General features: G+C 36.8%; 13 protein-coding genes. 3 read left to right on the top strand and 10 right to left on the bottom strand.

From position 1 onward, the window contains the following. Window positions 1–2,746, bottom strand: a 2,746-nt coding sequence (locus WC747_02375) for a hypothetical protein (protein ID MFA5998835.1), incomplete at its 3' end; no start/stop codon positions are given. A 159-nt stretch (window positions 2,747–2,905) separates the two neighbouring features. On the opposite strand from WC747_02375, the gene WC747_02370 reads away from it, so the two are divergent. Then, complete coding sequence (locus tag WC747_02370; protein MFA5998834.1) at window positions 2,906–3,679, top strand: hypothetical protein; 774 nt, start codon at window positions 2,906–2,908, stop codon at window positions 3,677–3,679. A 76-nt stretch (window positions 3,680–3,755) separates the two neighbouring features. Here the strand turns inward: WC747_02370 and lysS are convergent, their stop codons facing one another. From lysS to WC747_02350, 4 genes are all read right to left on the bottom strand, one after another. Continuing rightward, complete coding sequence (gene lysS, locus WC747_02365; protein ID MFA5998833.1) at window positions 3,756–5,258, bottom strand: lysine--tRNA ligase; 1,503 nt, start codon at window positions 5,256–5,258, stop codon at window positions 3,756–3,758. A gap of 89 nt (window positions 5,259–5,347) precedes the next feature. Then, on the bottom strand, window positions 5,348–6,613 hold the full coding sequence (locus WC747_02360; GenBank protein MFA5998832.1) for an endonuclease Q family protein: 1,266 nt from the start codon (window positions 6,611–6,613) through the stop codon (window positions 5,348–5,350). A gap of 5 nt (window positions 6,614–6,618) precedes the next feature. Beyond that, window positions 6,619–7,233, bottom strand: coding sequence for a superoxide dismutase (locus WC747_02355; GenBank protein ID MFA5998831.1), 615 nt, complete (start codon window positions 7,231–7,233; stop codon window positions 6,619–6,621). After that, entirely contained in the window at window positions 7,230–7,517 is a 288-nt protein-coding gene (locus tag WC747_02350; protein MFA5998830.1) for a septum formation initiator family protein, read from the bottom strand. Before WC747_02350 ends, WC747_02355 begins: the two co-directional genes overlap by 4 nt. Before the next feature lie 360 nt (window positions 7,518–7,877). On the opposite strand from WC747_02350, the gene WC747_02345 reads away from it, so the two are divergent. Further along, a complete protein-coding gene (locus WC747_02345) occupies window positions 7,878–8,573 on the top strand; it encodes a hypothetical protein (GenBank protein MFA5998829.1) in 696 nt (231 codons plus the stop codon). A gap of 57 nt (window positions 8,574–8,630) precedes the next feature. Here the strand turns inward: WC747_02345 and WC747_02340 are convergent, their stop codons facing one another. From WC747_02340 to WC747_02320, 5 genes are all read right to left on the bottom strand, one after another. Beyond that, a complete protein-coding gene (locus WC747_02340; GenBank protein MFA5998828.1) occupies window positions 8,631–8,933 on the bottom strand; it encodes a hypothetical protein in 303 nt (100 codons plus the stop codon). Between the two features lie 289 nt (window positions 8,934–9,222). Beyond that, window positions 9,223–9,705, bottom strand: a complete 483-nt coding sequence (gene rpsI / locus WC747_02335; GenBank protein ID MFA5998827.1) for a 30S ribosomal protein S9 — start codon at window positions 9,703–9,705, stop codon at window positions 9,223–9,225. Between the two features lie 131 nt (window positions 9,706–9,836). Beyond that, window positions 9,837–10,484: a GNAT family N-acetyltransferase gene (locus tag WC747_02330; protein ID MFA5998826.1), complete on the bottom strand. Its 648-nt coding sequence runs from the start codon at window positions 10,482–10,484 to the stop codon at window positions 9,837–9,839. 31 nt (window positions 10,485–10,515) lie between these two features. Further along, a complete protein-coding gene (locus WC747_02325; GenBank protein ID MFA5998825.1) occupies window positions 10,516–10,866 on the bottom strand; it encodes a TraR/DksA C4-type zinc finger protein in 351 nt (116 codons plus the stop codon). Further along, entirely contained in the window at window positions 10,856–11,317 is a 462-nt protein-coding gene (locus tag WC747_02320; GenBank protein MFA5998824.1) for a nucleoside deaminase, read from the bottom strand. Before WC747_02320 ends, WC747_02325 begins: the two co-directional genes overlap by 11 nt. A gap of 173 nt (window positions 11,318–11,490) precedes the next feature. Here WC747_02320 and gyrB point away from each other — a divergent pair, with 173 nt between their 5' ends. Continuing rightward, a complete protein-coding gene (gyrB, locus tag WC747_02315; GenBank protein MFA5998823.1) occupies window positions 11,491–14,046 on the top strand; it encodes a DNA topoisomerase (ATP-hydrolyzing) subunit B in 2,556 nt (851 codons plus the stop codon). The last annotated feature ends 20 nt before the right edge of the window (window positions 14,047–14,066 follow it).

Raw genomic sequence — 14,066 nt, 5'->3', positions numbered from 1 at the left:
CTATCTTTTTAACAATTGGCTTTGCCATTCCTTTTTTTCCATGTCGTATTTCTGCTACCATTTTCAAAATGTTTTTCATAGCAGGAACTTGAGACTCAAAAGCTTTTTCCATGTCTCCTGCAAGAGTTGTAATATCTTGCGCACTGTATCCAAAGTTTGCAGTCGTAAACGGAGCTTTTGAAATATCAATTGGCGGACGAGTTGGGAAATAAATAAATGTTGGTACTTTTGGATTATAAGACACTGTTCTTGGATCATTAAACACAGTCATTACTGATTTCAATAAATTTTCTTTTGCCTTTTTACTATCACCAGTTGTTACCGAAGACAAATCAGGAATAGCAATATTTTTACGTTTAAAATATTTTTCAGCAGTTTTAAATACTGGAACATCTCCAGGATTAGAATCGTAAATAATAATAACGTCAATTGCTCGTTCAGGTCTATCAAGTAGGAGCGGTAGAGGGAAATTGAATGCAATTCCACCATCAAACAATCCAAACTCTTTTTCATTTTGTAAAATACTACGTCCAACTCCTACTGAATAGTTCGGGAACCGTGCATGAACTTTTCCAGACCGAGCAGCACCCGCATCTTTTCCAAAACTTTCCTGGATAATTTCTCTAACCCACAGGTCCACAGGAACTTCAACTTTTACACCATTTACATTAAATGATGTTTCTGGAAGTCCTTTTTCAACAACGTCATGCAGTGATAAACCAAAAGCTGAGCCGTACACACCTAAATAAAAACTGATTGGATATTCTGGACAGATAAATTCAGAAACAAGTTTTCCATCTTTAAATTCTGAGCCAAACCATCGAATTGGAATATAACCTAAAACAGTACTTCCAGCCTGAAACGGACTTGTTTCAAACCATTCATACAAAGATCCAATGTCTGATTTTGAGTCAGCTTTTATTCCTGAATTAAATGCAGCAGAACCAAGCGGTAAAGGAATTCTTCCTGCCTTAGCTGCAACAGTAATCGATGACCAAGCTACACTGAGACGATTACTTCCTGCTAAATTTAAAGCATAATTTCCAACCAAAGAACCAAAAATATCAACAGCAGAAAGATGCTGATTGTATGCAAAACGTGAAGATATAATTCGAGAAAATGCACTCGTCACATCAGATTTTAAGTATGGCGGTTTAAGCATTCCTGCACCTTGCAAAGCCGGCGCAAAACTATCACGCACTTGTGTTAAAGTAGTGGCAAAATCTTTTGATTTAAAACTGTTTTTTAAATACAGGTAACTCCACGGAACAATAGTCCATGTAGAACCTGAAAGACCAGCCAAATATACTGACGCATCTAAGAATTTGTGATTAGCTGCAGCAATAAGCATACCGATTGTACCGACCATTGCTCGGTTACCACCACCGCTACAACAAAATGCTATACGAAGCGGCTTATCAATATCAAACTCAGCTTTTAAAACTTTTTGAACTTTTGACATACGATTTGCTAAAAAAGTATTCTCATCATCACTTAAACCGACACCAGATTGTACCTGTACCGTTTCAGTTGGCAGCGGTTTATCTATAACCGGGTTTACTATTTTAATAGCTTTTTTCAATGCTTTTAAAGCAAAATCGCCATGATCATTATATAATTGCGAAATAGTTTCGTTTTCCAATTTTCCAGATAAACCAGATAATTGCTCACTTACAGGCTCAACAATTTTTTTTGTAGCTTCTTTAACTACCTCTCCACCAAATTTAATAGCAGCATCTTTTCCTTGTTTAATTACTTCTTTTTTTAGCTCCTCTGGGAATCTATCAGCAAACTCACCTAACAGTGTTCCACCAAGTGCTTTAACATCATCCCACCATGATCTATCTAATTCTTGTACGTTTTGGGCAAGCTGTGCGTCATAATCTTTTTTAGCTTGAGCCTCAGACTCTTTTAACGCTTCTGCTACCTGAAGTCCCATGTCAGCCTTTACAGCGGCTGATGTCATATCAAGAATTAATGCACGAACATGTAATATTGCTTCTTGGGTAATTGTTTCCACTCCGTCGAACAGGTACTTCTCATCTGAAGTAACATCACGAGGATCATCCGACTGCTTACCATTCTTTTCTAAAAAAGAATAATACTGTGCATATGCTGACATTTTAGCGGTACGCATCGATCCTTCAAAGCTACGACGTGCCTGAGAAAGATAATCGGTAAATTCTTGAGTGTTTTTCTTCGAATATGATCCAAGACTTTTTAATTGAGACGTAACCTGCGCAGTAAATGCTTCCTCTGCCTTTAAAGCATGATTTTGAACATTACTGTAAATTTCTTTCATTTTTGCAGCTCGAAGCTTATCGAAAGCTTGATCTTTTGGCTGTAAAGTCTCATCAGATTTTTGACCTGCAGCAACTGTTTGCGAAAGCTCTGCCAAAAGTTTTTTATTCGTGATTAAACCGTCATTGTTGTCACTGTCGCCATATGCCCAATCATAATATCGCGGCAGATAAACTTGCTCAAGCTGCGAAACATCATCGCCTTGATTCTTAAGAACACTAACATCACTTTTAAACTGCTTAAGCCATGCAACGTATTGCGTTTGCTGTTGCAGTGAAAGAGGAGGATTTGCACCTTCTGCTTGCGCCTTAGCTATTAAAGCATTAAGGCCATTTGATGCTTTGACCAAACTATCCATAGGTGTATCTTGCACAGCTTGAACAGACGGCTGAGCTAGCAGCCCCAAGCTCAAATACCATATATTTTTATACGTCTTCAATCTCATTTTTTTCCTTTTTTAACACAATTTCAAACTACCTCATCCAAGCTACAAAATAATTTTTTAAAAATAAAGAATTTGGTTTTCAATTCTCATGTAGCAAAAAAAACAACCTATGATATATTTTTCATGGTAAACAAAATCATACTTTAACAAAGGAGTTTTATGACTGTAAAACAATGCTCACTAGGAAGTAAATTCATGCTGTCAGGCCTTTTGCTTGCTGGCATCACTTCACAAATAGTTCCAAGTCTATCGACCGACTCAAAAATTAAATGCTATGAAACTCAACGGGATAGTTCATGGAAATATCTTGAATATTTATTCGTTGTCAAACCTGCAAATGAATTAAAACAAGCTTCAAGCAATGCTCAAGCTTTCATGGCTATTGCTGGTGCACTTTTCTTAGCACGTACAGGAATATGCAATTTTATTAATCCTCAAAGCAAACCTGTAGTCGTAAAAGCAGCAGTAGAACCCATAAAACACGTAACTAATACAGAAGAAATTCTATTATTCCACACGAATAAAGAGATAGATAAGATAAATAAAGAGACAGCCAAGGGATCAACAAGAGAAGCTTCTTTTGATCTTGCTGGACACTTAGCTGGATTAGTTATTTCTGGCGTAGCGTACCAATCATACTGTGGATACATTGAATCAAATATTCGCATGAACACTATGATCAAATTTTTAGAAAATTGGTCAACACATCGTAGCCATGTTCCAGAAGAATTTGCTGCAGCATTTGATGAACTTGCAGCTTCTTATAGCGCTAACCAAAATTCATTAACAAATGAGCAGCTCAATGAGATGTTTGAAATAATCCAACATTTGGTTGAACATACTTTTGAAAAACGATATCCAAAAGCAAAAGACTTAGATATTTTAGGAACATTTAAAACGTTCACTGATATTGGCAAAAACCTAAAAGGTTAAGTTTTTTAAACTTACTTTAAAAAAAGCCCGCTGGCATTGTACCAGCGGGCTTTTTTATTATTTAAATTTCAGATTATTATTTCTTTTTCAATGTTGGAAATAAAATCACATCTTTAATGGATGTTGTTCCTGTAAGTAGCATCACCATACGATCAATGCCAATACCAAAACCAACTGTTGGTGGTAGTCCATGCTCGAGAGCTAAAATAAAATCAGCATCATAATGATGAGCTTCTGCGTCACCAGCTGCTTGAGCTTTTACTTGCTCATGGAAACGCTCTGCTTGATCAAAAGGATCATTTAACTCATCAAATAAATTTGCCAATTCCAGGCCAGCTACAAACAATTCTGCTCGCGATGCAAGATCTGAATTGTTTGGATCACGTTTGGCAAGCGGCGATACTTCTATCGGAAATCCGGTAACAAACGTTGGAGTAATCAGTTGTGATTCAACCGTTTCTTCAAACAAGAGGTAGATTTTTTCTTGAAGGTTCATGTCTGATTTTCTTGGAGCAATTCTTTTAGATTTTAAAATCGCATCAATATTTTCTTCGGTTACATCGCCGTCTGATAAATTGTTATATTTTTTAACAGCATCATGAAGCGAGATACGTTCAAATGGTTTTGAAAAATCAAGAGTATGATCGCCAAACTGCACTTTGAGTTTCGCGCCAATCTTTTGCATGACAAACTGTGTCAAAGATTCGATTAAATCCATTGCGTAATTAATATCTTGATGCGCTGTGTAGCATTCAAGCATCGTAAATTCTGGGTTATGTTTTGTAGAAATACCTTCATTACGGAAATTTCGATTTACTTCAAACACACGGTCAAGGCCGCCAACGACCAACCGTTTTAAATAAAGCTCTGGAGCAATACGTAAATAAAAATCTTGGCCAAGTGCATTATGATGCGTAACAAATGGTTTTGCCGCAGCACCACCAGGAATTGGGTGCAACATTGGAGTTTCAACTTCAAGATAATGACGTTGACTTAAAAAATCACGCACCGCTTGAACAACGAGTGAACGTTTAATAAGTAAATTTTTGCTATCAGCGTTACAAATTAAATCAAGGTAGCGTTGACGATAACGAACTTCAACATCAGTAAGTCCATGAAATTTTTCTGGAAGCGGATGCAAACATTTACTTTGTAAGCTCCACTGTGAAACTCGTAGTGAAATTTCACCACGTTGCGTTTTAAAAACAGTTCCTTGGACCCATAAAATATCACCAATATCAACAAATTGCTCAAACTGAGAAAATGCCTGAGCTCCAACTAAATCTTCTTTAATGTAAAGTTGCAACTTACCTGCTTCATCTTGCAGATGTACGAATGCAGCTTTTCCATGCAAACGCACAGTCATGACACGGCCAACAAGTTGATACACTGTTGTGTCGCCTTCTGCAAATGATTCAAGAATATTTTTTGATGTTGTTGTTGAGTGTTTTAAAGATGGCCAAGGGTTAACACCTTGCTCGCGCATTGTTTTAACTTTAGCTACACGAACTTCATGCTCTTGCGAAACATGACCTAGATAATCTTGTAATCCGTCAACCGGTTTATTTTTTGATTCCATGGGTTTTTACTTCCAAATAATGAAAAATCAGCTCTTATGCTTTTTATTATACCTGATTCATTTTTTTTGACGAATTCACAAGAAATGAATTAAAATTGTACCTGACCATATACTCCATCATACCCTGGCAAAATGACAATATCTCCCGATCTAATTTTAGCAATGGCTTGAGCAATGCCGGGAGTTGATGCTTGCTCAATCTGCTGGATTGAAGCTTTTAAAAGTATATAAAATTCAGGTCCAACTTGTTGCAGCATTTGATGATACATTTTCTGAACTTTTTGACTCGTATCTGCTTGCTTTAGTTCATGAGAAATAACATCAAATAAAGGAACCACTTGATATCGTTTTCTCACAAATTCTTGCGCCTGCTCAACCGTTCGATCAGCCAATTGATTTACTCGATTTAAAACTCCAATCGTCACAGGCTTATGACAAACTGGGCAGATGCCACCGCATGCAACCGTTTGCTGAGGAGTTAAATAAACACCGCATGCCCGGTGCCCATCTCCATAATATTTTCCCCGTTCAGGAAAAAATTCAATTCCTGCAACGAGCTCATTTTTATCATTTTTACGCAACGCGTTTGTGATTCCGGCGTATGACAAATCAGTGTCGAGTAAGTTGGCTTCCCGGCCTAAATTTTGCAAGCTATGCGCATCAGAATTACACAAGAGAGCAAACTTATCGAGCTCGGAGAGTTGTGCGTTCATTAAAAAATTAGAAGACAACCCTTTTTCGACAGCATAGATGTGCTGCGTAAGATAGCCAAAAGCTTCATGAACTGAATTGAAACCTGACTTCGATCCTAAAAGTCCGTACCATGGAGTCCAAATATGTGCAGGAATTACCATGCAATCTTCAGAAGCATTTAAAACAATTTTAACAATGTCGGCCGCGTCGCAACCCAAAATTGGTCGACCATCAGATGTAATATTGCCAATTTTTTCTAACTCTTTAGTTATAGCGTCAACTGCCTGAAATGATGGTGCTAGAATAATACTATGAGTTCGATAGCAGCGTCCGTTACGTTTAAAAACGGTACTCACCTCAGAAGACAACATAAAACGATGAGGCGATAACGCGTTAACTTTACACGACTCATATACTTGTGACGCAGTCACTTGTGACGTAATTATTTTTTGATATTCAGACTTCAGCTCAAACAACCCTGGCTCAACTTCTTGCAATTGCGTTTTTAATTCTTGTTGCCAGATCGGATGTGTAAAATCACCAGTTCCCATCACGCCAATACCTTTAAGCTGGCCCCAGGTACTGAGTGACACAAGATCCATAAATTTTGAAGTTGCGTGTGAATACTTTGAATGAATATGAAAATCAGCAATAAATTTCATCTAAACTATTTTCCAATAACAGCGCGATAACGCTCTTCAACAAATTCCCAATTAACGACATTCCACCACGCTGCGATGTAGTCAGGTCGACGATTTTGATAATGCAAATAATAAGCATGTTCCCACACATCAAGTCCAAGAAGCGGTACAGATCCTTGCATCAATGGAGCATCTTGATTTGCTGTAGAAAAAACTTCTAAATCACCAGACTTATTTAAAACTAACCAAGCCCATCCACTTCCAAAGCGAGTCTTTGCAGCAGTTTCAAACTGATCTTTAAATGCTTGATACGTTCCGAATTTTTTTTGAATTTCTGCAATGAGCAAACCTTGTTTCATATCTGCACTTGGTTTCATCATTTCCCAGAAAAGTGTGTGATTGTAGTGACCGCCAGCATTATTTCTGACTGCTGTTTTAATAGCATCTGGTAAAGACTCTATGCCAGTTAAAAGAGCTTCAAGGCTCAATTTTTGCAGCTCAGGATAAGGCAATAACGCTTTGTTTAAATTATCAACGTATGCTTGATGATGCTTGGTAATATGAATTTCCATGGTTTGTGCGTCAATGTATGGAAGCAATGCATCGTATGAATAAGAAAGTTTTGGCACAGTAAACATTATTTCACCTTAGTTTTAAAATAAACTTGTTCTTGATCTTTTTTCATTAACAATTTTTCTCGCGCTATTTTTTCTTTTGCAAAATCGCTGAAGTTCATTTCAATATCGCTCTGCAAAGTTTTAATTTCTTTTTGTATGGTACAGATATCGATTCGTGTTTGCTGCTGTTGTTTGCGCAAATCAACTAACATTGTCAGACCCTTTGGTCCAAAACAATATAGCACAAAGAAGACAACTACCTCAAAAACTAAAAAAAACATGATAAGTCGACGCATTAAAAATGTCATACTCTCTCCCAAGTGACTTGAAAAAATGCCTAAAAACGATACTTTTGACACTGTAGCACAAGCGTAAAAGTTGACAATATAAGTCAAAAGAGTACCTTGAATGAACCTACTCAGTACCGTCGTCAAACTCAACACAAAGATTTTTTAACGTGAAACATAAAACAAAATATAGAATTTATCTCTCGATTGCATCAATTTCGATGTTCGCATTCTTTTTTACCATAACTTCTGTTTATCATCAATAAGATCCAACTTATAAATTATCAACTTTTTCATGATTTTTTTTACAAAGTCAGATAAGCTTTAATGCATGCTTTGAAACATGTATCAAAATAACGTCTACCATGAAAAGGATATCAAGTGATTTCTCTTAAAAATTTCTGCAGATTTTTAACAATTATGAATTTTTTGGCTGTTGAAAATTTGAATGCTATGCATCGAATATTACCAAACACAATGCGGTCAACAACACAAGCAACTACAGCCCGATTATGTATGGCACAACGAAATTTTATAACACAAAAAATTATGTATTGTTTGCCTTATGAGCTCACTACCTGCAAACAGGTTAATGAACAAAAACAAGAATTTCATAAGTATCTTGTTATAGATAACGATCCTGCAACATGGCTTGTAAAAGTTAGTAGAAGTTGGCTTTTTTTTGGTACCAATAAAGGCACGCCAATATTGTATGCCCCTGCTTACGCTGAGCACAATGTAAAAAATAAACTTGTTGATTCTTATGTACAGGTAACTAACGTTGCAACAACTTTTCAAGGTTTACAGATTGATGATGAATCAATTGAAAACTCTAATCAATGTCTTAAGCAACTGAGTGATCTTACAGCAAACAATAATGACTTACTTCCTACAATAAACACCGTAAAAATAAAAACCAATGCATTTGAAAAATCATATACATTGCCAGCTCAATATTTAAGCGATGAACACATTGCAAGCTTTAATAATGCTGGTGAAAAAAATTCTTGGGAGCAAAGAGAAATAATAACACTGTCTGCCTATAATGAATTATGTACACGCTCAACTGTCTACTAAAATAATCACTGTTCAAATGCTTTTTTTATATAGTTACTTGGTTTGCACCGTATGAGACTACATTCTTCTATCTGACGCAACTTCAGATGATACGATTGAAGATACAGAATGATTTGTGTCAAAAACTTGCTCCAATCTCACTAAATATTTTTGTCGCATAATTTCAAACACATCCTTTCTTACCTTGTCTTCAAGCACCGCCTGAACTTTGCGTTCTGCAAATGCCATCAGCGCTTGCTTGCGTACAGAGTCGCAAGATTGAGCGCTTGTTCTAATAGGTCCTAGCTTATTTTCAGGTCGTAGCTTCCATACCTCTTCTTCCAATTGAATTTCTTCGACCACAGTCCTTATCGGCGTCATAGGTCTTTCCAATCTCACTCTTCCAATTACAAAGGGTACTATTTGAATCGTTAAGTTCTTTGGATCTATCCTACGAGCAGAATCGTCACTTGCCACGATACATAAACTAATTAACGAATATAAAATAATTCTTATTTTCATTGTTATTCCTATACTTGCTACATGTGGAAAAATAGAGATTTGTGGCAACGTACGAAAAATGAATCAAAACATTCAAGAATCTTATAAAACAATCAAAAAAAAGAGCACTCTTTCGAGTGCTCTTTTTGCATTAACTGCCAAAAATTCTTTATCTTTTTGTAAATTGGAACTTTGCACGAGCGCCTTTTTGACCGTATTTTTTACGTTCTTTAACGCGAGAATCAACGGTTAAAAAGCCAAGTTTTCTTAGTTCGGGTCTTAGTGTTTCATCAAACAATAGAAGCGCTCGAGCGATACCGAGTTGTGCCGCAACTGCTTGAGAACTAAATCCGCCGCCAGAAACTTTGATGTCAGCTGTCATGCCTGAAGTAGCTGGAGCTGTTATGAATGATGCTTGGCAAGCGTCTCGTGATGCAGGAACTGTAAAATATTCTTCGAATGATTTACCGTTAATCAGAATTTGACCGTTGCCTTTTCTAAGCAATACTCGAGCAACAGCTGATTTTCTTCTGCCAGTGCCTTGAGAAAAAGGTTTATTTGCAATAGCCTTTACTCGTTTTGGTTTAATAGATGTTGCTTTTAAAGCTGGCGCTTTTGCTGTTTTCTTTGTAGAAGCTGGAGCTTGTGCCATAAAAAGTAGGCCTTTCTTCCGATTAATAGAGTTAACTTTTAAATTTAATACTAATTCACAATATAGCTTTTATGATACTAGAGTCCTTGAAAAAGTCAAAGATACTAGAGCTTTTATCGCCACGTTAAGGGTTACTCGTTACCAGCGTTATCATCTGCCTCCGAAAAAGCCTCCTGGATGGTAACATATGAGCCCGAATCCCACTCATCTCCATTGCCATACCAAAAGGATGGACCATATAAAACATCACAAATTTTACATTTATTATTCACAAATAATTCATATGTACAAAAAATTCCATCTTGATGCTCACAAGCAAACTCAAAACCAAGCTCTTCAAGCAATTGCAAAACGTCAACTTGCTGCAAGTTAGCAACTAACGAGATAAAGCCGACTTGTGGCACCACCTGGAAAACAGTAAACAATAATTCTTTAATCAAAGCTGGCTCATACATTTCTGGATCTATAGCCAAATGTCGTACATGCACTTTATGGTCACCAGAAGCATCAAATGAAATATATCCAATCACTTCATCCATAAACGTTGCATGAAAAAACAGTGTTTGCGTATTTTGATCTTTGTAAGCTTGTTCTTCTTTATCAAATTCGTTAGATAAAAAATCAGAACCTTGATCAGCAAAGCTATGAGATCTCATAAAAAGATCACGCTCGCTACGTAAATCAGGGCTTGAAATAGGCTCAATATCAAATTCATGACCAACAAGCCCTAAAGACAAACAAGTCAGCAACGCCATCAACCCAACAAATCTTTTTTTCATACCAGCCTCTCCTTGTTATATAGACTTTTATTTAAACCAGACCTTTTTCTGACTTTTCCTGACAATTCAAACAACGACGTGCGTTTGGATTATATTTTAAGCGATTTTCAGAAATTCGTTCATGACATTCTTGGCATGTTCCATACGTCCCTGCATCAATAGAAGCAAGTGCAGCAACAATATTTGTATATTCATTGTATTCAGTATCTTGCAAAGACTGGCGCAGCGACTCCATTGTTAATGTCACAACTTGATCACCATCATCTTGCGACAATCCATCAACCATTTTTTCATTGGATAAATTTTGCAATTCTTGTTCAATCTCAAGCTTACGAGCTACAAGATCTTGCTTGATTTTTTCAAGCTCTAATTTAGTTACCATGCTTCACATTCCTTTTTTTTTGAAAAAATAATCGTAAAATATCTTTTGCCTTTTCATAGTTCATACATTCAATTTTAGTTCCAAGGTTTTTATAAATGCCTAACTGAATGCCCTGATCAAGAGGTATACCATATTTAGTAGACGGTACACCATAGACAACACGAGAAACTCTTGAAAGATAGAGAGCACCAAGGCACATTAAGCAGGGTTGCAGCGTAACATATAAAGTTACTGACGACAATCGCCAATTCATATTTCTTTTTGTAATCTTTTGAAGTACGGAAATTTCTGCATGAGCAAGTTGTGTCTGTTTTTTTTCAACTTGATTGTATCCACGAGCGAGCACGACACCATTTTTATCCACCAAAACGGCACCGATCGGAACTTCGTTGATTGCCATAGCCTTACGTGCTTGCTCGTAAGCAAGGTTCATAAAATATAAATCGTTCACTTCAAAAAACTCCCCAAGAATAACACTTTGTCGACGACCAATGAAAAGATTGGAATTTTTTCATTTCTTTACTAAACTTAAAAAGCATGAAAATATTTACTCTATTGTATATGAAATAAATCTTTTTTCGACGAAAAGTAAACCTTCTTAAAAAAAATATTCAGGGGATCCTTGTGGCAGATAAATCTGACAATCCGTCAAACAAAAAAGAAAATCAATATAGCGCCCAATCCATTAGAGTTATGGAAGGTCTAGAGGCCGTTCGAAAACGACCTGCTATGTATATTGGCAACACAGGACCTCAAGGGCTCCATCACCTTGTCTATGAAGTTGTAGATAACTCTGTGGATGAAGCACTCGGTGGACACTGTGACAATATCGAAGTCATTTTACACACCAACGGTTCGTTTGTTGAAGATAACGGACGTGGTATTCCTGTCGACATGCATCCAACTGAAAAAGTTTCTGCAGCTCAAGTCGTACTTACTAAGCTTCATGCTGGTGGTAAATTTGACAAAGATTCATACAAATATTCTGGTGGTTTGCACGGTGTTGGTATCTCTGTTGTAAACGCACTTTCCATCGATCTTCAACTTGAAATATATAAAGATGGAAAAATTTACAAACAAACATACTCAAAAGGAATTCCTCTTGCTCCTATAAAAGAAGCAGGATCAACGAAAAAACATGGTACCAAAGTCACATTTATTCCTGATCCAGAAATATTTCAAGAAACAACAGAATTTAGCTTTGATGTGCTTTCAGCGCGTCTACGCGAACTCGCGTTTTTAAATAAAAATTTACGCATTAGCATTGTCGATCAAACAACAAATAAAGAACATTTGTTTTTGTATGAAGGTGGAATTGAATCGTTTGTTGAATCAATCAACAGCAAAAAAACGCCTTTGTTCAACGACATCATCTCCGTTCGTCATGAAGATGAAAAATACATTCTTGAACTCGCAATGCAATACAACGATGGCTACGCAGAACAAATTTTCTCATTTGTAAACAACATCAACACCGTTGAAGGTGGTACTCACGTTAGTGGTTTTAAATCTGCGCTTACAAAAGCTTGTAATAAACGTGGTTTCACACTAAAAACACTCAAGGGTAACGAATCATATTCCAGCGAAGATGTCCGCGAAGGACTTGTATGCGTCATTAGCATTAAAGTTCCAGAGCCACAATTTGAAGGTCAAACAAAAACAAAACTAGGCAACAACGAAATCAAAGGTCTTGTTGATTCTTGGACGTTTGCAAAACTTGATGAATATTTTGAAGAAAATCCAAGCGTTGCTAAAAAAATTCTGATGAAAGCTGAGCTTTCTAAACGTGCACGCGAAGCCGCAAAACGAGCTCGGGATATCACGCGAAGAAAATCAGTTTTAGAAGGATCAGTACTTCCTGGAAAACTTGCTGACTGTTCAAATGAAGATCCTAAAGACTCTGAGCTATTCATTGTTGAGGGAGATTCTGCGGGCGGATCTGCAAAACAAGCACGCGACCGTTTTGCTCAAGCAATCTTGCCACTCAAAGGTAAAATTTTAAACGTTGAAAAAGCACGACTTGATAAAATGCTTGCCAACGAAGAGATCAAAAACTTGATCGCTGCAGTTGGTTGTCATCCAGGCCAACAAGAATTTGACTGCACTGAAGTGCGATATCATAAAATTATTTTAATGACGGATGCTGACGTCGACGGATCGCACATTCGAACACTGCTTCTTACCTTTTTCTTCCGCTACATGAAGCCACTCATTGAAAAAGGTTATTTGTACATCGCGCAGCCGCCACTCTACAAAGCAAAAATTGGCAAATTATCTCAATACCTTAAAGATGATTCAAGCCTTCGAGCATTCATGTTTGACTGGGCTATGTCTGCTGTTGAATTTACAAGTAAAGAAAAATCTTTCTCTCAAGCAGAGTGGAAACAACTGCTTGATAATCTTTTGGCATATGAAAATAAAAATCATGTCATCAGTTCACGATTTAATCTTGAATACCGTCACTGTCACAGCTTAGCTTTATGCTTAGCACAAAACAGCATTAAAGACCTTTCTGATTTCGATGCACTTATCAAAACGTTGCAACCATACTTCACAGATTTCGTCATTTCAGTGAGCACACAAAATGATGATTTAGGCAGCGATGAAGAAGAAGTAATCAAAGATCTTGAAGACGTACAAGAACAAGATGAAACTGAAATTGATGAAATTGAGATTGATGAAACTGAAGTCGATGAAGTTCCGGTTATTAAGCCGTCAAGAAAAAAACCTTTATCTACCATCGAACAACAAAAAATTGAACTAACTTTTGTCAGATCAAATTTTTCTTGGAACGTTTCGTTAGATTTTTTCAGTTCAGAAGAAGTTCAAGAATTAGTAAAAATGCTCAACCCAATTTTACTTCTCGAACAAGATTCTTGGAATTTACTTGAAAAAGAAAAATCGATCACAAGCAAAGGAATCATGTCACTGATCGTAGCTTTAATTCAATTGTCAAAACCTCACATGAGCATCCAACGATACAAAGGTCTGGGTGAAATGAATCCTGACCAACTATGGGAAACAGCAATGGATCCTAAGACTCGTGCATTGCTCCAGGTTTCAATTGAAGATGGACTCGAAGCAGATTCATGGTTCTCAACATTGATGGGTGATGACGTTTCAGGACGTCGCAAATTTATCGAAAAAAATGGTCGATTTGTAAAAAATCTCGACATCTAACTTTTAGATTTAAGTAAAAA

It is taken from the genome of Candidatus Babeliales bacterium, assembly GCA_041660205.1.
In the GTDB taxonomy this organism is placed as follows: Bacteria; Babelota; Babeliae; order Babelales; family Chromulinivoraceae; genus JACPFN01.
Note: the sequence above shows the minus strand (reverse complement) of the source record. Positions and strands in the feature narration are given on the sequence as shown.

Bases quoted from the DNA above. Each gene is read 5' to 3' on its own strand.
- WC747_02340 (MFA5998828.1), bottom strand. From the start codon at position 8,933: ATGACGCCGATAAGGACTGTGGTCGAAGAAATTCAATTGGAAGAAGAG.
- WC747_02330 (MFA5998826.1), bottom strand. From the start codon at position 10,484: ATGAAAAAAAGATTTGTTGGGTTGATGGCGTTGCTGACTTGTTTGTCT.
- WC747_02370 (MFA5998834.1), top strand. From the start codon at position 2,906: ATGACTGTAAAACAATGCTCACTAGGAAGTAAATTCATGCTGTCAGGC.
- WC747_02350 (MFA5998830.1), bottom strand. From the start codon at position 7,517: ATGACATTTTTAATGCGTCGACTTATCATGTTTTTTTTAGTTTTTGAG.
- WC747_02325 (MFA5998825.1), bottom strand. From the start codon at position 10,866: ATGGTAACTAAATTAGAGCTTGAAAAAATCAAGCAAGATCTTGTAGCT.
- lysS (MFA5998833.1), bottom strand. From the start codon at position 5,258: ATGGAATCAAAAAATAAACCGGTTGACGGATTACAAGATTATCTAGGT.
- rpsI (MFA5998827.1), bottom strand. From the start codon at position 9,705: ATGGCACAAGCTCCAGCTTCTACAAAGAAAACAGCAAAAGCGCCAGCT.
- WC747_02360 (MFA5998832.1), bottom strand. From the start codon at position 6,613: ATGAAATTTATTGCTGATTTTCATATTCATTCAAAGTATTCACACGCA.